Source organism: Brevibacillus halotolerans, from assembly GCF_026891775.1.
In the GTDB taxonomy this organism is placed as follows: Bacteria; Bacillota; Bacilli; order Brevibacillales; family Brevibacillaceae; genus Brevibacillus_B; species Brevibacillus_B halotolerans.
This window is the reverse complement of sequence record NZ_JAPTNK010000003.1, coordinates 314,399-336,939: the sequence shown is the minus strand read 5'-3', so window position 1 is coordinate 336,939 and position 22,541 is coordinate 314,399. Positions and strand designations below refer to the sequence as shown.

Genomic DNA, 22,541 nt, shown 5'->3' with positions numbered 1-22,541 from the left:
TGCAAAGATTGAATTTGATACCTTGGGTTTTCTTCTTGCTAAGAAAATGGTAAGCTAATCTGTACGAACTATTTGGTTGTAGGAGGATTTCTTCAGTGTCTAACGATTTTATGCAAATTACACGAGGTCCCATTGTAACATTTCTAAGGGAACGTGGCTATGAAAAGCTAACTCCTATTCAAGCACAAACCTTACCTGTCATTCTAGAGGGAAAAGATGTCATAGCTGAATCTCCTACGGGATCAGGGAAAACAATGGCATATTTATTGCCTCTTGTCCAAAATTTAGATGAAACAAAAAAAGAATTACAAGTACTAGTATTAGCACCTACGCAAGAGCTGGTTATGCAGATTTATCGCGAGGCTACACAGTTGTTAGCTTCTATTGGAATGCATGCCGCCGCACTGATTGGTGGAGTCGATGCGAAGCGCCAGTTGGACAAGCTAAAAACCCATCCAGCTATTGTTATCGGAACACCGGGGCGCGTTAAAGAGCTGTTAGAAATGCGCAAATTAAAAGTGCATACCGTGAAAAGTGTAGTAATCGACGAGGCCGATCGCATGCTCGATCGCGGATTTGCTAATCCGGTGCAGGATGTATTGCGCCGTTTAATGCGTGATACGCAACGCTTGTTTTTCTCTGCAACATTATCTAAACAAACACAAGCTTTAATAAAGAGCATGGCTCACGAGCCGGTAGTCATTGCAACAGAGGCTCCTGAGAGTAAATATGAAGTGCTTCATTTTTATTTAGTAGAAGAAGGGCGTAAAAAAGCGGATGCGCTTCGTCGTCTGATTCGTTTGGTCAATGCTAAAAAAACACTTGTTTTCTTAAATACCATCGAGCGGGTTGATGAAATTAAAGAGAAGCTAACGTATCATCATCTAGAATGCGAACTGCTTCATCGAGATACGCCAAAAGTGGATCGAGCAAGGGCCTTACAGCAATTCCGTGAAGGGAAACTACCTGTATTAATCGTAACAGATGTAGCCGCGCGCGGTATTGATATTTCTGATGTTGAGCTGGTTATTCACTATGATCCTGCTACAGATGCCGATACATATGTTCACCGTAGCGGAAGAACAGGACGTATGGGGAAGGCAGGACTGGTCTTTTCGATTGTGTTACCTAACCAACGATTTATCATCCAAAAATTCTCTAAACAAAAACAAATTCCGATTCTAGAAAAAGCGATGTCCCATGGGGCTTTGGTTGATCCAGGTGAGGCACGTAAGCCTAATTTAGGACAGAAAGCGAAACAGCGTGAGTCTTCTACTGGAGATCGTACACAAGGTAAGCGCAGTCCTTCAAGAAAACGTTTCTAAAAAGAGCGCTTGTTTTTCTTTGTAGGTACATAAGCCTCTTCTAACTGTGACACATTAGTAGGGTACAAACATTCCTTATTAACGGAAGGTGGGAAGGGCTTGTGCGTAAAAACAGACTGTATGAAGAAAAGCTTTTGGTAAATGGGCAGATTGGTGGCGAGCGGTTATCCAGTCAGGAGCGCCAAACATTGCAAAGAGAAGCTCAGGAATTAAAAGAGCTAATGGAACAAGCAAAGCAACAAGAGATTGTCGAATAGGGTCCACGTTAAAAAGAGCGGCTTTTTTAGCCGCTCTTTTCGTTACTGCAAGGTTATAGCTGGTTATTTTGGACGTTTAGATAGCAAATAGAATAAAAAACAAAAACTGACCCCAAGAATAATGATCCAGATAATACTAGTAAAAGGTAAACTGCTCAATGTTTTCTCTCCTCCTAGGGGACTAACCTACTCATGAAAATTGCTCCTTATCTCCAATGTAAGCAAATCATCTGTTATAATCAAGTTCTGATAGCTAGAACGCGGGAAATAGAGAGAAGGAGAAACATTTTTATGAACTTTAGTATCGATTGGCTTTCCTTTTTTGTATTAGAGCAGATTGATGATGAGGGAACGAAGCAGGTACGCATGTCTAAAATTCTTTCCCATAATGAATATGAACAAAGCGAACTAAAAACATTCCTTGACGGAGAATTTACCAAGATTGCGAAACGAAAAGTAGAAAAAAATCCCTTACATGATGCGGCGGCAACGAAATTGGGGCAGTTTATCCTAGAGCCTGGACATCCGCTAGATTCAAATCCGAATTATGGGTTGTTTAAACGTTTGCTGCATTCCACAGCTAAGGAAGATATCAAATCGCATTCGCTAGACCTCCTACAATCCTATGTCAAAACACCACAGGTTCGCGGTGGCGTACTCATAATCGTCAAAGCCAAGCTAGACAAGCTCGACGATTCATTCTTATTTCTGTTAAAATGTGATTTTGAGCAAAAAACAGCGGTGATCACGGATGAAAACAGCCTGATATCTAATGTGGAAATGGCCATTAATGCAAAAAATATAAAATCAATTATGTACCCCTTCATGGAAGAAGAAGGTATGGTAGATATTTATCATGTGAAAATTCATCAGTTCTCCCATGCTCGCTATTTTGAAGAATTCCTCAAATTTATCGAGTATCCAAGAACGATCACAGAGATTGTCTCTCAAGAAGTTATCTCGCTTGCAAAACAGCATATTGAATATACTTATCCAGAAGATTCACCACAGCGTCAGCAGGAGGAAGAAGAAATCGAGCTAATAGCTGCGAGTCCTAAACGGGAGCTGGCTGAGAAATGGGAACATGAAACCGTCATGGAAGCAATGAACATCATTACGGAGCACCAACCTGAGATCGAACTGAAATTTAAATTGGATCACCTACAGGTAAGAGCAATGCTGTCCGATTATGGCACACAAATGAATATTGCCAAAGTGAATGGCCGTTATGTTGTTGTCTTAGAGGGAGATGTGCTGCAATTTGAGAAAGGCTTCTCTCCTGTGGAATTTTTAAAGCCTAAATCTCTTCATGAGCTAGTAGATGACATTGAAAGAAGGGCTAAAGAAGCCGCCATTCATCCTGGATACCAAGGAAACAGCGCTGAAGAAACCTCTAGTATGGAAGTAGCATCAGCACTAGCACCTTCAGATGATACTCCACCTTGGTAGGAATGATTTTTTAATAGGCAATGCAAAGTCAAAGTAGCGATCAGACAAAGAGGTGAGTAGATGAGCTACAATCATGATCAAGAACAACACAATCCAAAAGGCCGTGAATCCATTCAGAAGCGTGTAAAAGAATTATTGGAGAAAGAATTACCCGAGGGCTGGAGCTGTCTTTTAGACGGGGAGCACATTAAGCTACAAGCTGTTATAAAAGAGGAGATCCATGAGCGTTCTATTTCTCTACAAGCCTTATATAAGCAGGTGGAAGCTCAGCCTGACAACCGTCGTGAACTTTTATATCGCTATGTACAGCATATCATGGCAGCGGTAAAAGGAGCTACAGATACGAGTAAGCTAGAGGGAAATGAACAGAATGTGTATCCAGTGTTGCGCCATTCATCTTTCTTCGATCATCCTAGAGCAAAAAGCTTAATTACCCATCCCCATACAGCAGAAACCACAATTGCCTATGCATTAGATCGCGAGGATGGATACATTCTACTGGATGAGAAAATGCTGCAGCAAGCTGGATGGACCCAGGAGAAGCTCCATGACCTTGCGATGGATAATCTTGAGGCATCTCCTTATACCATGAAAAGCGATCAGGTAGGGGAGCATGTGCTTTATTTTCTCAATGCACAAGACGGATATGCGGCGAGTCGGATTTTATTGCCCGGCATCCTACATGAATTTGAGGGGAAAAAGAAAGGAAAGCTACTGGGAACCGCTATTCCTCACCAGGATGTCATGATCATTGGCGATCTAGCAAATGATAAAGGCGCACAACTATTAGCTCAAGTAACACACCATTTCGCAAGTAAAGGTGACGTGCCCATATGTCCGTTACCTTTCATCTATCAACAAGGGGAATTAGAGACCTACCTAGTCGTCAGTCCTAATCAGAAAGGATAAGAAAAATGCTAACGAAAATTGAAAAAGAACTACTAGAAGAATGCATGGATGATTTATATGCTGATTATAGCGATTATAAAAAAAGCTTGAAGCCAGGACAAGAAATGAACGCAACCTATAAGACGTTTATTAGCATCACGAAAAAATTGGGATTGACCCAGCCTAAATAGGCCAAAGCAATACAGCGGGATGACAAGAGGCTTTACTCATTTTTTTAGATAAAGGCTTCTGTCACAAGGAGAGCAACCTATCGTCAGGTTGCTCTCCTTTTTTGTGAAATAGCTATCGTTTGGGAACGAATGTGGTTTATTTATTTTGAAAAATTACGATCTTTTGTAATGGATTGTAGCCATTGCTTTATTTTCAAAAACGGAGCAAACCAATGAGTGCCTTGTTTGATCATATCCAATGCTGATTGATATTCAGACTCTCCTTCTACTGGTAATAGTTCCCCTTCTTCTAATTTATCGTACCAGGACATGTCACAAAACCAGTCTATTCCCCCGGCATCCTTATGGCGAACGGGTAACCATACTTGTTGTAAACAAGGACTGTAGGCTGGGGAGGGCTCATTAGTGGCAAAGGCAGAGGTGCTGCGTATGTTTTCTTTAGAAGAAGTAAATCGATGGGGCCAATAATCAGCCCTTGAGCCTGTATGCGTAACCTCTTCGCAAAAACGACAGATAGCCTTCAAACGTTCAGGATTCGCAAATAGATAATGATATAAGGTTTTGCCGATCTGAATACGGCTGGATAGCTTCTCAAAATGTGTTAGATTAAGCACTAGCATTTTATCGTAGGCATTGCTGCACGAGATTTGGTAAGGGAATAGGACTTGTTGTAAGGAAAGCATTTCGGGTAAGGTAAAATCTAATCGTTTTACTACATGTGTGACAAAGTGGGGATGGGTAATGACTCGCTGATGAATATAATTTTGCTCATTAATAATGAGAGCCCAGGTAAGTCGTCTACGTTCATCTTTTAGAGATGGATCAAAAGGACTCCATGCTTTTCCTTTGAATTGAGATATGCTACGCCAAAATTGAGACCAGATCGGAATCATAAATGCAGAAACCCCAAGCTCAGGGAGCCATGTTGAAAAATCCTGCGAATGTTTCTGCATGGCTGCATATAGTAATAGCTGGGGATAGGCATCTTGGAATATAAGCCAGTTACATCGCTCCAAAAAGATAAAAAAATCCTCTATTTCTTGCTGAGGTAATATTTTGGGCAACCATTCCCCGTGTAAATCGGTCATTTGCCAACCGCCGTTACGTGAGACCAGATGAGCTAACAGAGCCCAATCTATCTCAGGATAAGCCTTATAAAAGGAGTGATAAGCATTCGTGCGGGTAATATTTGTGGCATTGGCTTCCTTTACCTGATGACGAATGCTTGCTAGGAGTTCTATTTTTGAAAAAGCAGACATGGCAGTGTAAAAAATCCTTTCTTTTACAGATACCTATTAGCCTATCCTGTTTGCAGGAGAACATGCAGCAAATGCAGTAACTAGAAAAACAGCCTCTCACCCGTATGGATGGAGGCTTAGTTTTTATGCTTATTTTGGTAGAACCTGAAATAACATCGAAACGATACCAGCAGCGATTAATGGTCCCACAGGAACCCCTTTAAATAGTGATACCCCAATAATTGTTCCTACTAATAAGCCTGTAACAATGACAGGATTCGCTGACATGAGGCCTGCACCTCGTCCCCCTAAGTAAGCAACAAAAATTCCCACCGCTACAGCTAATAACGATTGCCAGTGGGTAAATGTACTCCAAATCATTTGCGGTGTAATTTTTCCACTAGCAAGCGGAGTCATGACGCCAATTGTTAAAATAATGATTCCAATATGCAAACCGTTTTGTTCTAAAAACGGAAAAACACGCTCTAATTGTAATAAACGCACAAACAGTAAAAAAGAAACAGCAATCGCTACTGCATTATTACTACCTACAATTGCCAATCCTAGCAATAACAATAGAAGTAAACTGGTGATGTCCATGATGATAATCTCACTTTCCCCGTAAATTATTCTTCTAGCATGCCGACTGGAAAACCCACGGCTTCTGCCTCTCTGTCATGTTGAAAGGTTCCCCACGCAAAGACACCATTAAAATACTCGATGATAAAAGGCTCTTGTTGTCCGTGTACCTTATAGCATTTCCCAATACGGAATTCTTTGGTACCTAGATAATAGGATTTTGCCATGAAAAATTTTTGTTCAAGAATGCCAATGCTTACCTGATCGTTTTGTCTTTTTTTCTCATCAATTTGTTTTCGAAGTGTTTCCATTTCCTCTTGTAGTTCTGCTAAGGTAAACTGGCTGTATAAACGCATATTCTGCCTCCCCTATACTTGACTCCTGCTTCAATTTATCTTTCTAACTCTTTATTGTAACAAGAAAAAAGAAAAAGCGTGAGCCAAAATGGTAAAAAAAAAGCACTCATTCGTCATAGAATGTGTGCATAGAATATGGGGGTTTTGAGAAGGAATACTTACAAATCGATTGTCCGCTCTCACCCGAATAACCGAATATGTGATAAGTACTCTGAAGAATAAGCCTTCAGAATCCAACTCAAATTTGAAACGACTGATTAGGCCTTACTATATCAAATAAAAATAAATTGGAAATAAAGGTAAAATAAAAGAAAAATAAAATCATCTGATGTCACATGTTGCTCCTATTTACCTAAACAGCAAACACATGATTATCAATCACGACAGTTGTTGTCCGGCTAAAAATCCACCTAGAAGTAGAGATATCTGGATTGTAAAAATACAGGGCTCCACGAGAAGGATCATCTCCAAATAAAGCATCTCGAACAGCTAGTTGAGTTTCTTTGTTTTTAGCACTGGATAATCGTCCATTTTGAATAACGCTAAATGCATTACGAGCAAAAATGACGCCTTTTATCGTATCAGGGAATTGCTCTGATTTCACTCGATTTAATACAACGGCTGCTACAGCAACCTTTCCGTCATAGGGCTCACCACGGCTTTCCGCATAAACTAGACGTTCTAGCATGTCTATTTCCGCGGAAATAGAATTACTTTTTTGTAACCGGGCGAAGGTTTCTTCATTAAGTAGTCCAGTTACCGGGAGACCTTTTAAGCGTTGAAAAGCAGCTACTGCTTGTCCTAATTGCTCACTTGACCGACCGTCAATCGGCCCCTGATATAGCCCTGCTTTTTGGAGCTTAGCTTGCGTTTTCTGAATGTTTTTCTGATTACTGTCTGATTGCACCTCTTCTACAACTTCCACGTTTGCTGGACTTTGTTGAGGAGCAAAAGCCAAAGAAGCGGCTTGCTTTTCTATCTTGTTTGCAGACACGGGTTGGATGGCCGGAGCAGCTACACCGGCTGGTGTAAAGAAAAATGCAATAGCACTAACGCTTGCTAAAAGGCTAATGTGTAAAGCCATACGTATCAAAGGTAATGTCCTTATTGATTGCAAGAGAATGCCTCCTTTAAAGTTCGAATGGGAGCTAGACTAGTTCACCACACGTCAAATTTGGCAATTTTTTCATGTAATAGAAAAGGACGTAGAGGTAAACGCCCTTTTGTTTTTTGTCCTCAGTTTATGCCGATGAGTCTTTTGATCTTCAATCATTCTAGTCGTAGGCAAAAGACTAGGACAATAGTAGGATATTGGAAACCGTTTTGGGAGGAAATGCATGAAAAAACGCATAGGGACATAGAAATGGAAGAAGTTTTCTCTTGTGGGGGGAACAGTAGGCAGTGAGAAAGAGAAGGCTTTTAGTAGGTGCAGTCGAATAAAAGCGCAATGGAACAAGGAATGAAGGGAACAGAGGTGAGTGGGAAAGTATGAGTTAGCCAGCTAGAAAACAGAATTGAACATGATCAAAAAAAGCAGAAATAGACAGGGGAGGGAGGAGAACAAATGGTTCACTTTGCCACAAATGAACCCGAAGATTGGCTATCATACCTCTAATTCCCATTGGAAACGTATGAAATAAACTGGAAGAATGGGGATGTATACGACGCTGTATATGTAGGTAGCAAAAATAGATGAAAAAGGAAAAAGCCCTTGAGTCATGCCAAAAGGCATTCCAAGGGCTTGCGGTTTCCTTATGTTTATTTTTCTGTAACGGTGATCTTTTGTATGGTAATGGTTTCAGTTGGCATACTATTTTCACCAAATGCATTTGCTTTGACAGGTGTAGCGGCAATTTTGTCGATGGTGTCCATACCTGCTGTTATTTTGCCGAATATTGTAAAGTCTGGTCGAGCCTCCAAGTTCTTTACATCATTTCCAGAACCAATGAAAAATTGGCTTCCATTGGTATTTGGCCCCGCATTCGCCATTGCTACAACACCTTTATCATACGAGTGTCCATTCTTTAATTCATCTTCAAAGGAATAACCAGGGCCGCCTGTTCCATTTCCCTTTGGATCACCAGTTTGAATCATGAAGCTCTGGATGATGCGGTGAAATGTTACACCATCGTAAAAATGATCGTTTGCGAGGAAAACAAAGTTATTGACGGTTTTAGGAGCGTCTTTTGCAAACAACTGGATGGTAAATGACCCTTTGTTCGTCTCTACAACGGCTTCATAATTTTTGTTTGGATCAATCTTCATTTCAGGAGCCTTATCATATTGTTTGCTAGGCTTTTTAGCGGTTTCCTCTTTTTTGTCGGAAGGAGCGGTTTGCCCGGAAGCAGCGTTATTTTGTTGTTGATCAGGAGCAGGAGCTGTTTTTGTCCCACAGCCTGTTACGAGAAGAGCGAAGCCTAATAATAGTGCGATCGGTAGATGTTTCATACTGATCCTCCTTATTTTTTCTTCATTGTACCAGACAACCCATGGAGGGGTGAAATGTTGGTAGCTAAATCTCAATATACACAAAATGAAGCTGATAACTGGCTTGAAAGTTATAAATATATAAACTATTAAGTCCCTATGTAAATCAAAAAAGAGGATTTTCAGTCATGCTGTGTAGATTCTCAATTTTTACTTCTAAGACTTGATTACTGAATATGGTAAAAGTTCCTTTCAACGTAGAGTTATATGAAGCAAGTGCATATTAATTAACTCCCTTTCCAGCGAATAGGAGTAGATTTATAAGGTTTTAAATTTAGAAAACCACCTTTCTTGTTGTAAAAAATATAAAAATTATTTAATCCAATAATTTTTATTGTTATTTACAAAAATATACAATATAGTTAGAGTCAAGTTAAGATTGATAAAGGAATCAATGTAATTATTTATAAATTATGGAAGGGGATTGACATGGTTGACAGTCTAACTTTCACAACATTGGGGGAACTGATAAGAGGGAAAAGAGCAGATATGGGCTTGAGTTTGTCGGAATTAGGGAGAATGACAGGAATTAGCAAAGGGGTTTTATCGAAGATTGAAAATGATGAAACAAAGCGTCCAGAATTAAGAACTGTAAAGCCAATCGCAGATGTTTTAGATATCCCATACGAACAAATCATTGAATGGTATATCAAAGTTGAACATCGGGCTGAAGTTTTTGATGATTTTTTATCATTATGCATTGAACTTTCGAATCCTACTTTGATGGCTAAGGTTGCTATAAAATTTCTTGAAAATTCCAAGGAGGATACATTTGCATTATTAGAACATATAAATAAACTTGCTAATAAAACTGTAAACAATGAAATTAGACTGTCGCTATACAATACAATTATTAAATATGCAAGAATACACGGCATTCCCATGTACATAGCAAAATCGTCATTACAAAAATACCTAATTGAAAGACAAGATTTAAAAAATATGGAGGAATCATTTAAAATTGGTGAAGAGGTTGTTCACTATGCAGATTTTTTGACTGAAGAGGAGCGGATCATTTTATATTTTAGAATGGCGCTTCAAGCATATGCTATAAAAAAATACGAAACATGTATTGAACTATGTCAAGCTGGAATTACTCTTGAAAAAAAAGATACTGAGCTGAAGGCTAGAGCATATTTAGCTATGATTAACTCATATTCTGATTTGGGCGACTATTCCACAGTAGAATTACACCTAGAGATTTTTAAGGGGTTTAAGCATAATTTTGTTGCGGAAGCAACAAAACTAGAAAGCGCAATCGTAAAATCGAAAAAGAAAGAGTATGATCAAGCTATCCCGTTACTAAAAGAATCTCTACAAAATATTAGCGAGCACGCTCGGATACATGTAGTTAATGAACTACTAGAAATATATTTTGAATTAAAAGATGTAGACTCTGTTTCTGAGATATTCGCAAATGAAAAGAGTTTACTGTTTAGTACCTCGACACCATATAAACTAATTTCACTTGGTAGGTACTATTTGTTCAAGGGTAATTATCAAGTAAGCATGGGTTTATTCGAGGATGGTATAATTAGTTACACTGAAAGTTTGAAAGCATATGGAGAGGTTAATGCATATCAAGAAATTGTAAAATGCATGAATGAAATACTTTCAAATCACTCCTTGCGTTCTCAATCGGAATTATTGTTCGAAAAGTTAAAAAAGGTATATAATGGGATTGCAAGCAATAAAATGAATTAGGAAGGAGAGGCTTAAATGAAAAAATTAATATCAATATTAACGTTGGCTTTGGCTATAATTTGTTTTATTTCTACAGAATCCCCTACAAGCGATAGTAATGCTACCACAAAAAAAATTGGACTTTACAGTATACAGCAGAATCATTATGATCCCGGCTATTAACACCAATAATTGGTGTTCTTTTTTTTATCAACTTTTGTCGTAATTTGTAAAACGTTTCAAGTAAATGGATTTTAAAGGAAAAGTTAGAACGGGATGGAAAATAATACTCAGGAGGAAGAAAGGAGGTGCTACCTTTAGTCTATATGATATGTCAACTAAAAGGAGCGTTCCCGTTAGTTTGCAGACAATCGGAACGCCCCCACCTTGAGCAACAAAAAATGTTACTCAAACTCATTTTACCACTCATCTACAGAATGTGAAAACAGAAAATTCTCAACTAGGAAATGACTTACAAAAAAATATTGAAATCCTCCGTCAAGAGTTAGAGATGTTGTATTACAAAGAAGGCTCATTTTCAAGTCCAACAGTGTTGCAACTGAGTCAGCAACTAGATGAGTACCTTGTTGCATATCAAAAAATAACTATCGGTTATTCAATATTAAAGGGTATTAATTGATGACTGGAAGGGAAAAGATTTGAACGTTTCAGCGTGTTAGTACTGACAACTAGACCTCCAATAAGTTTATTGTGATATTCATAAAAATACGATAATTTTTGAAAGAGGTGTATTTATTTTGAAAAAATCGATTTTTGTTGCTCTCTCCTTGCCAATTTTCACATCTTCATTGTATTTTGCAGTCCCTACTTCTGCACACACAAGCAATATTAAACAAGCTACAAATAAATTGAATTTGCCCAATGAAACTGCTGAAAAAATTCATGAAATAATGGAATCTGAAGATGCAAAACTACTTTTTAAGGGATTGGACGATTATAAGCAGTATTACTCTGTAGGTAATAAGGGGTACTACTTTACAGATAAGGCTAGAGAAAATATTCCAACAGAAACCTATGCATTAATGGAGGATACATTTAGACAAGCAAATAAATTAATAAAGGAAAGAGTAATTAGCGACAAGCCATCCAATGAACTATCTCCGTCTGCTATTCCTCCAGAGCATGAAGATTCAACTAAATATCAAGGAAAATCAAAGCAAACCTATATATATGATAACCCTAATTGGGATGTCGGTCTCTGGTTTTACGCAAATGATGATGATACTAGGGCAGTTGTTGATGTTTTAATTGTTGCCACTGGAGTTACTGCTGTAGCTTCTGTAATTTTGTCATTATTTATGGGTCCTCTTCCTGCTGCTTCATCTGCACTATGCAGTGCTATTGCTGGAACTGCGGCTTCCCTAGTTTCTAACAAAAATAAAGGAAATGGTGTTATTTTTAGAGTATACAGTGGCGGTTTTATGATGAAATCTAGATAAAAGAGAGGCGATCGTCATGGCAAATAATTATATTTATATCGCATTTGGTTTAATGCTTATCACTACTTTTTACGATATCTTCAAAAACAAATGGATATTCAAGCCAATAAATGGCGGTCTTCTGTCTGGTTTAATCTATGCAATTGACACAAGATACTGGTTAGTTAGTTTGCTTTTGTTATTATTTTTTTACGGGTTTGGGTTCTGGAGACTAAAGATAAAAGCACAACATAATTTCCTAAAAAAAGGTTAGTGAGAGGTGATTCGCCTCGAACTGTTATTTCCCTCACTTCAATTTCAGATTTTTCTAAAAGGAGTTGGGGATGCTAGTTTGGGACGATGATAGATGTCGAGAGAAGGAATTTAAATAAAACGGGATGTTCCCATATGCTCTCAGAAAGCTTAGGAACACCGCGACATTCCAAGCATTTAAAAAATGCTCCATTCAAGTCTATCCGTTCAAAGGGGAAAATTTTTTTTATTGGAAAAAATAGTTATCGAACATGTGAATAAGCTGTACGGAAAACTTTTCGAAACCCAGTAGGGAAATAATTATATAGCCGTTGTTCAGCTATTCATTGAAGATAACTAGGTATAAAGTATGGATTTGTGACTAAAGGCGTTTTTAAATGCTAACAAAAAGAGGAGTTGAGTGACTTGTTATCAAAAAAAGTGTTATCTTCTTTCTTGAGTTTAGGAATAGCATCGCTATGTATAAATCCTGCTTTAGCAAAGGAGAGAATTTCTTATGACACAGTGCCTATTATCAAAAGTGTAGAATCTGATACAGGAAACTTAGATGTCGCAGCAGTATCCATGGATGATTTATTACATGATAAAGAGTTACTACAAGCATTTCAGTCAATGGTAGAGGATGAGAAACCAATTTATGTATATGGTGATAAACTTGATTTGCACAAATTAGATAATTTTTTTGAGCTTGGATTGTCGGAAAATGCAAAAGGAATAGATGAATATCAAGTGATTGCTATTAAGAAAAAAGGGGAGCGATTTAAACTTGATTATGCCAAGGTTGATATTATATCTGATGATAAAAATACGTACAATAGAAGCTCGGCTTTAAACAATAAATTTCTCAAAGAGATTCTTCAAGAACAGTATCAAAAACGAAATAAAGATGTTAAACTTTCCCCATATGAGTTAAATGATTTTGCTGCTATAGGGGACGACACCTTTACAAGCTATGTAAAGGACAAAGATGGTAACAAAATATCTGAAATGTATGTGAGTTACGATGCATACCAAGATATAAAAAGTAAAAATTCAAAATCGGATTATTTTTACGTAGATAACATCATCCAACTAGATACCGTAAAAGGAAGTGCAATGAATGACAGTTTTGAATTCAAAGCATTTCAAACAGGTAAAAATGTACTTAAAAAATTCTCCCCTGATACTGATAAAGATTCCTCTTCTTTTACTGTAAGCTTACCTTGGGGGATTAGTTGGAGCTTTGAAACTGGAGGGAAAATCTCCTTAACTGTAGATGGGAATTATAGTGATGGTGATGTCAAATGGAATGTTAAGACTCCTTGGAACAAATTAAGCTTACCTGACAAAGTTAGTATTCAACCAGGAATAGCCATCTCTGCTCCTAAATCTGATAAGTGGTTTGAGCTAAATTAGTATCTCACAGCAAATGTTATATATAAAGGAAATATGTATAAGCACTCTATGCGTGTTTATGTCGATGAACGTAAACAGTAAGGAACAAGGAGGAGTAAATGGGGAAATTTAAAATATTTCTTTTGTTTGCATCTGTGCTTTTGTTCTTATTGGTTTATTTACAGTTGATTGAATTAACAGACGTATTAAGAGAGCTAACTAAACTTCTAGCTAACAAAAGACTTAGCTAATAATATCAGCATTGGAATTGCATTTCTGCCAATATGTGTTATGCTAAAGCTAATATACTGACTTGGGTTCAAAAAAGACCGCAGGTGTTGATAGCACCTACGGTTTGTACAAAGACTATCCCTTCAAAGGGGTGGCTCATTTACAGATGAAGTAGATCATTGAGTTGTCGGGCTCAAGGGTGATCTACTTCTTTTTTGGTTCCACCTTACAAAATAAATACATAACCAGCATCTGCATCATTTTGTAAATTCCTCACCGTAATCCTCGCATGTATGTCACTAATCCTTCTTACCCTTACTGTAACAGTAGCTGGAATTTGTATATCCCGATATCCCCTAACCTTGATTTCTGCATGTAAAAATCCTGAGTTAACTTGAATACTACAAGGGAAATCTCTAACATGTCGAACAAACATTTGGCTGGTGAAAAACTTCCTTAATGGAATAACAACTGAGCCACTGAGTGTATCACTTTCTCGTTGTCGAATAATTAATGAACATGCAAGATCACGATTTCTTTCCTTTTTCTCAATACTCAAGGTAGCTGGTAAACTCTTTACATAAGCAACTTTAATGATTGCACGTAGCTGCTTATATCGTTCTTTTTTCTCAATGCTCAGATTAGAGAATAACTGTTGATGCTCAGCTACACGTACAGTTAATGAAGCATCTAACTGACTCATACGTGACTTTTTCTCGATTATTATAGAGCTTAGTAAGATGTATCATCTAATCGTCTTACAGTAAGTTCAGTAGGAATTATAGCTTCTCTGAACTTCTTCATAATAGACATGATCAGACATTGTATTGCTTCTCTTGCCTACTACATCCATTGAGCAACTTAAATCGGTATCTACTGCTTTTCTTAAAATGGATACCTGTGCAGCTAAGTCTTTTGCTTTGTATTTGCTGTTTACATTGATGGAATCTGTTAGGATGTCCTCACCGTTAGCACGAATAGACAAGGTTGCTGGAAGCTTGCCTAAAGCTAAATTAGATATGAGCTTATAAAACCCTACTTCTAATATAGGGGGAGTTGATGATTCTTTGGTTTGTAATTGAATAGTTGATTGCTCCATGTTACGTCATGTTCTCGCCAACCATCGAGAATTTCAAACAAAGAAAGTTTAATGGGTGAATCTAAGTATCCACAGTATAGTTTTAACTTGGCTCGCTTTAATTCTTTCTCTTTGGGTAGTTTAGATAAATCAAATTCAACTAATCCACGAAAACGCTCTGTACTCCAAGAACTTTTTTGTTTGAAAATGCAATTTACAAATTCGAAACAGTTAATGACTGTATTTTGACTAGGGTTGAATATGATAATTGGAAATGACGCTCCGAGAGACTGATCATCAAAAACACAATTTGAGAATCTCAATTTAAGGGTGGCATCAGCTTCAAATCGCTCATAATACTGACTCAACAATGAAGACATTGCCTTAAAAACAATACCAATAAATTCATTTAAGAAGCCCATTTTTATCCGATCATTATAAGATATTTTATAAAGATAAAAATTAACTCTCCCTAAATGTAAAGGGTGAGCTGCATATATTAATTCAATAGATGGATGTAACCCACCTTGAACCCCATTCCTCAGTTCATAATCACCTTTAGACAAAGCATATATACAAGCTTTTCCTGTTTTAGGCAGAGCAGAAAAAGCTTTATCTATGTGTCTATATGGCTTATTTTTGCTACCATCTCCAGTAACATCATCACCTGTTACATCAACATAGATAACGACATCAAACTCTTTTTCTTCACTTCCTATTAAAACTGTAGCCATTTAATTCATCTTCCAACTAAATTCTTGACTAGTTTCTTTTGTGAGGTTTACTATCGACTCGCTTACTGTTTCCCCATTAAGCTTAATTTCAAGACTTCCTTGAATATTTCTGTCAGAAACTAGTCGAAGAGTGAGGGTAGGGGATTGTTCAGATAATCCAACCAATACTTTTATATGAAAAGAAATATCTTCAAATTTCAATTTATGTTTATATCCAAACACATATTCTGTGATAATAGGGCTTAATTCTCCAGAGCTATTTAACAAATTTATCTCTGCTTCAGCACGTTTAAACGTAATTAAATCTTGATAAAACTCATTCTGTCCTGTTAAAAAGTATTCTTTATCTCCAGCCTTATAAACAAGATAAATTTGTCCATTTCCTAATTTAAGATGACCACCAAATGCTTCATAGTTAAGCTTATGTCCATGACCGATTAATCCAAAACGAACAACAGTTTTTTTGTCTATCGAGTAAAAATTATTTTCTTGTTTTGTACTAAAATCAAATTCTGATAGATGAGTACCATCTATGTATTCTGCCAACCATATGAACTCTCTTTGTGGTACAGGAGAGTAGAGATTAATGTGAGATAACATTGTATTGACCTCCAAATAATTTTATAAGTGTAAACTAAAGGAAGAAATATTAACATTCTTAGTCTTTGTTTAATAAAGCTATAAAGTTTTCTGTGATGTAATCCGATACTAATCATAGTCACCTAAATCTTAGGTTTTATCTGAGCGATGCATACTAATGGTAGCGTTACCATTAGCCGTTTAGGAGACTAAAGAAGTTGCCATTTTGAAACAACTTTATTTCAAAACAAAGCAACACAATATCATCTAGAACAAATGGATGGTTAAAAAAATGAAAAACAGGGAGGTAACAAATTATGAGAATCAATCACAACGTATCAGCACTAAACACACACCGTCAATTAGGTGTAAACACTGGCGCATCAGGTAAAAACCTAGAGAAATTGTCTTCTGGTCTTCGTATCAACCGTGCAGGTGATGACGCAGCAGGTCTAGCAATCTCCGAAAAAATGCGTGGTCAAATCCGCGGTTTAGAAATGGCTTCTAAAAATGCGCAAGACGGTATCTCTTTGATCCAAACTGCTGAGGGTGCATTAACTGAAACACACAGCATCCTACAACGTATGCGTGAACTAGCAGTTCAAGCATCTTCTGACACTAACGAAGGCGTAGACCGTCAAAAACTTCAAGCAGAGGTTGATGAACTGTCTAAAGAAATTAAACGTATTTCTACAGACACTGAGTTCAACAACCAAAAAGTATTGGATGGATCTTTTGATGACAAAACGTTCCATATCGGTGCTAACCAAGGACAAAACATTAAATTAAGCATCAACGACATGAGCAACTCAGAGCTTGGTGTGAATGGTAATTACAAAGAAACTGATCTTGCAAATATTGAACTAACTGTAAAAAATAGAGAGGGCGCTGATATTACAATTAAATTTAGTGACCCTACTACTACTGCTGCGACAGAAACCTCTGCTAAACTAACTAACCCAAATGAATATACAGTTACATTAAAAAGCGATGGTACAGAAGGTACAGGTACGAAACAAGATGTAATGGATGCTCTGAAAAAAGCAGGTCTTGATGTAGTTGCTAAAGATGAAACAAAAATGAACGAAGTAGTAAAAGGAACAATTGCTGATCAGAAAGCAGATGCAGGGGTGGCGGATGACACCAAAGGTGTTAACATCTCCACTCAAAAAGCAGCAGACAAAGCAATCACAACCATCAACAACGCTCTTAACAAAGTATCCGAAGAGCGCTCTAAACTAGGTGCGAACCAAAACCGTCTAGAGCACACTATCAACAACTTGGGAGCAACTGCTGAGAACTTGACAGCTGCTGAATCTCGTATCCGTGACGTTGATATGGCAAAAGAAATGATGGACTTCACGAAAAACAACATTCTTACTCAAGCAGCTCAAGCCATGCTTGCACAAGCTAACCAACAGCCTCAAGGCGTACTTCAATTACTTCGTTAATCTAACGATGATAATGATAAGAAAAGACCTAACGATTCAGTTAGGTCTTTCTTTTTGCTCAAAAGGGTAGTTCTTAATAAAAGAGGAAAATAAGATATTAAATTATCTAAAAGTATTCTTTGGAGAAGAGATAATACGAACTGAACTAGTTCGATGTACCTTTTCTCCGGGAGATATCAGAGCATTCCCCAACTCTTTGGATGCAATATATTGTAGTGATAAAAAGTCCTGTAATCGATATTTCTATTTTTTGTTACGTTTTTGAATCAAGTATTAGTTGATGGTAAACCTGTATGAATTGCTGAAATTTCATTATAAAAGCTAACCTACTTTCTACTAAAATAAAACTTCTCAACTTAACGTTGGAAAAATATGAATAAAAAAACTTTTAATGAACTGTAAAATTTTATGATGAATATCCGATACTAATAATAGTCACCTAAATCTTGGTTTTTATCTGAACCATGCATGCTAAGGGTAGCGCTACTATTAGCCGATTGGGAGACTAAAGAAGTTGCCATTTTGAAACAATTCTATTTCAAAATAGAGCAACACAACAACATCTTGAACAACATGGATGGTTAAAAAAGTAAAAACACGGAGGTAAGGAACATGAGAATCAATCACAACGTATCAGCACTTAACACGCACCGTCAACTAGGTGTAAACACTGGAGCATCTGGTAAAAACTTAGAGAAATTGTCTTCTGGTCTTCGCATCAACCGTGCAGGTGATGATGCAGCTGGTCTTGCAATCTCCGAAAAAATGCGTGGACAAATCCGCGGTCTAGAAATGGCTTCTAAAAATGCTCAAGATGGTATTTCTTTGATCCAAACAGCTGAGGGTGCCTTGACTGAAACACACAGTATCCTACAACGTATGCGTGAACTAGCAGTTCAAGCATCTTCTGACACAAACGAAGGCGTTGACCGTGAGAAACTCCAAGCAGAAGTAAATGAACTGTCTAAAGAAATCAAACGTATTTCTACAGACACAGAGTTCAACAACCAAAAGGTATTGGATGGAACTTTTGATGACAAAACGTTCCATATCGGTGCTAACCAAGGTCAAAACATTAAATTGAGCATTAATAACATGAGCAATAAAGAACTTGGAGTTGCAGGCTTAAAAGGTGTAGATTCAGAGCTTTTAGGCGATATCATTGTCACTAATAAATCTGGAGAAGATATTAAAATCTCCTTCACTACTGCTCAAGATAAAACTGGAGATGGTGTGGATAAAACTTCCGCATCTGTTGACAAGGATGGAAACATTACTATTACTTTGAAACAAGCTGCTGCTGATAAAACAGATGCTGACCCAACTAAACACAAAGCCGGTGATATCACAGCTACAAAACAAGAAGTTTTTGATGCTTTAAAGCAAGCAGGATTGACAGTGAGTGTTAAAGCTGGTGGAGACTTGACTGGTGTAGCTAAAGGAACAAGTGCAACAACTTCTCCAGCAGAAGTGACTGCTACTAAAGCAACTGAAATTGATGACACTAAAGGTGTTGATATCTCTACACAAAAAGCAGCAGACAAAGCAATCACAACCATCAACAACGCTCTTAACAAAGTATCCGAAGAGCGCTCTAAACTAGGTGCAAACCAAAACCGTCTAGAGCACACTATCAACAACTTGGGAGCAACTGCAGAGAACTTGACAGCTGCTGAATCTCGTATCCGTGACGTTGATATGGCGAAAGAAATGATGGACTTCACGAAAAACAACATTCTTACTCAAGCAGCTCAAGCCATGCTTGCACAAGCTAACCAACAGCCTCAAGGCGTACTTCAATTACTTCGTTAATCTAACGATGATAATGATAAGAGGAGACCTAACAATTCAGTTAGGTCTTTTCTTGTTGAAAATGGGTACCTTAAATGACCCAAAGTATACGGGATTTATTTGCTAGAAAAAAATTTTTTACCGTGAACAAGATAATCCTGTAAGCAGTCTTATTACCATCTAAAAGAGTTTAGCGATGTTGTAACGGAGAATGACTATATAAAAAGAACAAAAGAACAAAAGAACAAAAGAACAAAAGAACTAGGGGAGCTGGAAGACTGGCATTGCTTTTCCTCGCCTGTGGATTTGCCGTGGGTAAAGACATACCTCCTGCTCTTTCCTTATGTAGAGCAACCCATTGCTAAGGGCTGGAGAGATACTAGCACTGTGCGATTTGGAAATGGATTTAAGACCATTGTATGGGCTAATGTTTGGACGAAAAGAAGAGGAGATTCTTGTCCAAAAGCTGTTTGTAACCAAAGCTGATAAGGCTTCCAGTTAGTAAATTTTGATTGTGTAGTAATGATGATATTGTGTAATAATGATGATATAACCAGCTCCAGCCACCACATTGTTGATTTTCATATATTTTTAGTTTACTAGTTGACAACGCAAAAAAAATAGGGTATGCTTCATATATCTCAAATTTAAGATATTTAAAAGTGAGACATGTTGAATTATTTTTTGTAAAAGGTAAGATAAAATAATAAAGGAAAGGAGAGAACAAAATGCAGGACAAACAGGGAAAGCAAACGGACATGATTACGGATGTTAATAAAGCTCAAGAGCAATCTCTCCATTTGTTCGTTGTCTTATCTCGTGCCTTTAACTGGACGTCTGCTCATGTTCAGAAGGATATTCGAGAATATAGATTAAATCCGACTGAATTTGGCGTGCTAGAATTGTTATTTCATAAAGGAAGACAGCCTCTACAGCAAATTGGAGATAAGATTTTAATCTCTAGCGGAAATATTACTTATGTGGTTGATAAGCTAGAAAAAAAAGGTTATTTGCTTCGTAAGCCCTGTCCGAATGATCGACGCGTGATCTATGCGGAATTAACACAAGAAGGAGAGCAATTTCTCCAAGAGATTTTTCCAAAGCATCGAGAAAAGCTAGCAGAAGCAATGAGTGGACTGTCTCCTGAAGAAAAAGAGATTACCATCACCTTGTTAAAAAAGCTAGGGAAGTCAGCCGAAATGAATTTTGTAGATAAGTAGCTGAAAACAGATGCGATAATAAAAAGAAACATATTATCCATCTTTCTCATATATCTTTAATTAAAGATACTTAAAATAAAACATATTCCTGAGGAGGAAAAAGAAAATGAATGCAGGACTTTTACTTATTCGATTAGTTGTGGGACTTTTATTTATTGGTCATGGTACACAGAAATTATTTGGATGGTTTGGTGGGCATGGCTTAAAGGGAACAGCGGGTTGGTTAGAATCAATCGGTGTGAAACCCGGCTTGTTAATGGCTTTCATGGCAGGAGCCAGTGAGATTGTTGGAGGATTGCTCTTTGCATCTGGTGTGTTTACTTGGGTAGGTGGAGCATTAATCGCTGTTACTATGCTGATCGCTATCTTTACTGTACATGGAAAAAATGGATTGTGGATTACTCAGAACGGTATGGAATACAATCTGGTATTGCTAGCGGTAGCTATCGGCGTTGCGTTGATTGGTCCAGGTGCATATGTATTATTTGCATAAGTTTTGCCTAAGGACGGACCTGAAAAGAAAGGTATCCAGATTCACGTACTCTATTGTATGATAATGAGGGATAACGTAAACTATGCCGCAATTATAGGTCTAAATAAGTGTGATTAGAAAAGAACTGACAAAGAAAAGCAGAATGAATTCGGTACAAAAAGCAAGGGGAGCGAGTTAGTGTAGAGAAAACGCTTTTTCTCCTCCCCTGTAACAATTTCGATACATACATGAGATGAGGGAGTTTACATGAGTGAATTTACAAGCCTAGTGAAAAGTCGACGTTCCGCAAATAATTTCGTTGAAGGGGTAGAAATTACCCGACCCGAGCTTGAAGAGATCTTTACTTTGGCTAAATATGCTCCTTCTGCTTTTAATCTTCAGCATACACATTATCTTGTCGTAACGGATCCAGCCTTGAAAGAAAAAATTTATGAATCCTGCAAGCAGTATAAGGTGCATTCAGCTTCAGCGGTCATATTGGTGTTGGGCAATCGTTACGCTTATCAAGCAGTGGAAAAAATAAACGAGGGAATGCATCATCTCGGAATTTTGAGTAAACAAGAGCTAGATCGTACCGTTGAGACTGTGACGGGGATATATGAGGGTAAGGGTGAATCCTTTATGAAGGAAGAAGCCATTCGTAATGCAAGCCTTTCTGCGATGCTGTTCATGCTATCTGCGAAAGATAAAGGTTGGGATACGTGCCCAATGATTGGATTTGATCCAGGTGCTATTAAGGAAATTTTAGAAATTCCTGATGGATATGAAACAGTCATGATGATTACTATCGGAAAAGAAAAGCTCTCAAGCCAACGTCCACGCGGCTATCGTAAGCCGAACGGAGAGTTTGTAAGCTACAATGGTATGTGATTTCTATGAAAACATTGCTAAAGCTGTTAATGGGACATGCTGTGGCAATGTTTTTTTACTATAGAGGAATTGGCGCTTTTTATAGATGAACCTGATCCTAGATGCATCCTCTTAAGCCTTTCTGGACAAAAGTGTTCCATCTTATGAGTGGAATTATAGAAGGGCTTTAATTTCATATAGCGTAAACGTGGAATAACGAATATAATTTGTTCTAGGTAAACTTTTTGTCCTACTTTCAAAATAAGGATATAAAGTGAATATTTCCAAGGAAAAACTACATATGGTAGTGGAATAGGTGTATTTGTTTCATAACGGATACTTAAAAGGGAAGCCGGTGTAAATCCGGCACGGTCCCGCCGCTGTAAGGGGGAGTCTTATGCAAATATGTCACTGGATCATATCTGGGAAGACGCATGGAGATGATGAACCCAAGTCAGAAGACCTGCCTATTCTAGAAATGCTGTTAGACCTACGGGGAGATAGGGAGGTGTTTTGAATGCTAAAAGACCGATGTGATGTGTTCATAAACGATAGGCATTTCTGACCTTTTTAATC

General features: G+C 37.7%; 24 protein-coding genes and 1 riboswitch. Of the genes, 15 read left to right on the top strand and 9 right to left on the bottom strand.

What is annotated here, in order from left to right:
• Positions 1 to 95: 95 nt before the first annotated feature.
• From O0550_RS06500 to O0550_RS06480, 5 genes are all read left to right on the top strand, one after another.
• On the top strand, positions 96 to 1,325 hold the full coding sequence (locus tag O0550_RS06500; protein WP_258425868.1) for a DEAD/DEAH box helicase: 1,230 nt from the start codon (positions 96 to 98) through the stop codon (positions 1,323 to 1,325).
• A 101-nt stretch (positions 1,326 to 1,426) separates the two neighbouring features.
• Positions 1,427 to 1,582 (top strand): hypothetical protein, encoded by a 156-nt coding sequence (locus tag O0550_RS06495; protein ID WP_003335923.1) that lies wholly within the window; start codon positions 1,427 to 1,429, stop codon positions 1,580 to 1,582.
• 291 nt (positions 1,583 to 1,873) lie between these two features.
• Complete coding sequence (locus O0550_RS06490; protein WP_003340655.1) at positions 1,874 to 3,031, top strand: DUF3900 domain-containing protein; 1,158 nt, start codon at positions 1,874 to 1,876, stop codon at positions 3,029 to 3,031.
• A 60-nt stretch (positions 3,032 to 3,091) separates the two neighbouring features.
• Complete coding sequence (locus tag O0550_RS06485) at positions 3,092 to 3,940, top strand: DUF1444 family protein (protein ID WP_101668523.1); 849 nt, start codon at positions 3,092 to 3,094, stop codon at positions 3,938 to 3,940.
• A 5-nt stretch (positions 3,941 to 3,945) separates the two neighbouring features.
• Complete coding sequence (locus O0550_RS06480) at positions 3,946 to 4,110, top strand: hypothetical protein (protein WP_003335926.1); 165 nt, start codon at positions 3,946 to 3,948, stop codon at positions 4,108 to 4,110.
• Positions 4,111 to 4,250: 140 nt separating this feature from the next.
• Here the strand turns inward: O0550_RS06480 and O0550_RS06475 are convergent, their stop codons facing one another.
• From O0550_RS06475 to O0550_RS06455, 5 genes are all read right to left on the bottom strand, one after another.
• Positions 4,251 to 5,369 (bottom strand): DUF2515 domain-containing protein, encoded by a 1,119-nt coding sequence (locus tag O0550_RS06475; protein WP_258425867.1) that lies wholly within the window; start codon positions 5,367 to 5,369, stop codon positions 4,251 to 4,253.
• A 129-nt stretch (positions 5,370 to 5,498) separates the two neighbouring features.
• On the bottom strand, positions 5,499 to 5,948 hold the full coding sequence (locus O0550_RS06470) for a DUF441 domain-containing protein (protein ID WP_003340650.1): 450 nt from the start codon (positions 5,946 to 5,948) through the stop codon (positions 5,499 to 5,501).
• Between the two features lie 26 nt (positions 5,949 to 5,974).
• Positions 5,975 to 6,283 carry a DUF1811 family protein gene (locus O0550_RS06465; RefSeq protein WP_003340649.1) on the bottom strand — a complete coding sequence of 103 codons (309 nt, stop codon included), beginning with the start codon at positions 6,281 to 6,283 and terminating at the stop codon, positions 5,975 to 5,977.
• 352 nt (positions 6,284 to 6,635) lie between these two features.
• A complete protein-coding gene (locus O0550_RS06460) occupies positions 6,636 to 7,400 on the bottom strand; it encodes a cell wall hydrolase (RefSeq protein ID WP_258425866.1) in 765 nt (254 codons plus the stop codon).
• Positions 7,401 to 8,041: 641 nt separating this feature from the next.
• The gene (locus tag O0550_RS06455) at positions 8,042 to 8,731 is read right to left on the bottom strand and encodes a peptidylprolyl isomerase (protein ID WP_276564925.1); all 690 of its coding nucleotides are present in this window, start codon (positions 8,729 to 8,731) and stop codon (positions 8,042 to 8,044) included.
• Between the two features lie 468 nt (positions 8,732 to 9,199).
• Here O0550_RS06455 and O0550_RS06450 point away from each other — a divergent pair, with 468 nt between their 5' ends.
• The 5 genes from O0550_RS06450 to O0550_RS06430 all read left to right on the top strand — a co-directional run bounded on the left by O0550_RS06450 (position 9,200) and on the right by O0550_RS06430 (position 13,560).
• Positions 9,200 to 10,474, top strand: coding sequence for a helix-turn-helix domain-containing protein (locus O0550_RS06450; protein WP_258425865.1), 1,275 nt, complete (start codon positions 9,200 to 9,202; stop codon positions 10,472 to 10,474).
• Positions 10,475 to 10,489: 15 nt separating this feature from the next.
• Positions 10,490 to 10,636 carry a hypothetical protein gene (locus O0550_RS06445; RefSeq protein ID WP_003340636.1) on the top strand — a complete coding sequence of 49 codons (147 nt, stop codon included), beginning with the start codon at positions 10,490 to 10,492 and terminating at the stop codon, positions 10,634 to 10,636.
• Positions 10,637 to 10,892: 256 nt separating this feature from the next.
• Entirely contained in the window at positions 10,893 to 11,093 is a 201-nt protein-coding gene (locus O0550_RS06440) for an aspartyl-phosphate phosphatase Spo0E family protein (RefSeq protein ID WP_096886772.1), read from the top strand.
• Between the two features lie 118 nt (positions 11,094 to 11,211).
• A complete protein-coding gene (locus O0550_RS06435; RefSeq protein WP_096886771.1) occupies positions 11,212 to 11,913 on the top strand; it encodes a hypothetical protein in 702 nt (233 codons plus the stop codon).
• A 657-nt stretch (positions 11,914 to 12,570) separates the two neighbouring features.
• On the top strand, positions 12,571 to 13,560 hold the full coding sequence (locus tag O0550_RS06430; RefSeq protein WP_258425864.1) for a hypothetical protein: 990 nt from the start codon (positions 12,571 to 12,573) through the stop codon (positions 13,558 to 13,560).
• Between the two features lie 436 nt (positions 13,561 to 13,996).
• Here O0550_RS06430 and O0550_RS06425 read toward each other — a convergent pair whose 3' ends face one another.
• The 4 genes from O0550_RS06425 to O0550_RS06410 form a co-directional block, all read right to left on the bottom strand.
• Positions 13,997 to 14,473, bottom strand: a complete 477-nt coding sequence (locus O0550_RS06425) for a hypothetical protein (RefSeq protein ID WP_258425863.1) — start codon at positions 14,471 to 14,473, stop codon at positions 13,997 to 13,999.
• 66 nt (positions 14,474 to 14,539) lie between these two features.
• Complete coding sequence (locus O0550_RS06420; protein WP_258425862.1) at positions 14,540 to 14,869, bottom strand: hypothetical protein; 330 nt, start codon at positions 14,867 to 14,869, stop codon at positions 14,540 to 14,542.
• On the bottom strand, positions 14,812 to 15,582 hold the full coding sequence (locus O0550_RS06415) for a DNRLRE domain-containing protein (protein ID WP_258425861.1): 771 nt from the start codon (positions 15,580 to 15,582) through the stop codon (positions 14,812 to 14,814). The genes O0550_RS06420 and O0550_RS06415 overlap by 58 nt, the downstream gene beginning before the upstream one ends.
• Positions 15,583 to 16,182 (bottom strand): hypothetical protein, encoded by a 600-nt coding sequence (locus O0550_RS06410; protein WP_258425860.1) that lies wholly within the window; start codon positions 16,180 to 16,182, stop codon positions 15,583 to 15,585. It abuts the gene before it with no gap.
• Positions 16,183 to 16,478: 296 nt separating this feature from the next.
• On the opposite strand from O0550_RS06410, the gene O0550_RS06405 reads away from it, so the two are divergent.
• The 5 genes from O0550_RS06405 to O0550_RS06385 all read left to right on the top strand — a co-directional run bounded on the left by O0550_RS06405 (position 16,479) and on the right by O0550_RS06385 (position 21,986).
• The gene (locus O0550_RS06405) at positions 16,479 to 17,612 is read left to right on the top strand and encodes a flagellin N-terminal helical domain-containing protein (RefSeq protein ID WP_003340614.1); all 1,134 of its coding nucleotides are present in this window, start codon (positions 16,479 to 16,481) and stop codon (positions 17,610 to 17,612) included.
• Between the two features lie 612 nt (positions 17,613 to 18,224).
• The gene (locus O0550_RS06400; protein ID WP_003340610.1) at positions 18,225 to 19,424 is read left to right on the top strand and encodes a flagellin N-terminal helical domain-containing protein; all 1,200 of its coding nucleotides are present in this window, start codon (positions 18,225 to 18,227) and stop codon (positions 19,422 to 19,424) included.
• A gap of 707 nt (positions 19,425 to 20,131) precedes the next feature.
• Positions 20,132 to 20,623 carry a MarR family winged helix-turn-helix transcriptional regulator gene (locus tag O0550_RS06395; RefSeq protein WP_258425859.1) on the top strand — a complete coding sequence of 164 codons (492 nt, stop codon included), beginning with the start codon at positions 20,132 to 20,134 and terminating at the stop codon, positions 20,621 to 20,623.
• Between the two features lie 106 nt (positions 20,624 to 20,729).
• Entirely contained in the window at positions 20,730 to 21,116 is a 387-nt protein-coding gene (locus O0550_RS06390; RefSeq protein ID WP_003335960.1) for a DoxX family protein, read from the top strand.
• Between the two features lie 246 nt (positions 21,117 to 21,362).
• The gene (locus tag O0550_RS06385; RefSeq protein ID WP_258425858.1) at positions 21,363 to 21,986 is read left to right on the top strand and encodes a nitroreductase family protein; all 624 of its coding nucleotides are present in this window, start codon (positions 21,363 to 21,365) and stop codon (positions 21,984 to 21,986) included.
• Between the two features lie 276 nt (positions 21,987 to 22,262).
• Positions 22,263 to 22,450: riboswitch (cobalamin riboswitch) on the top strand.
• Positions 22,451 to 22,541: the final 91 nt, after the last annotated feature.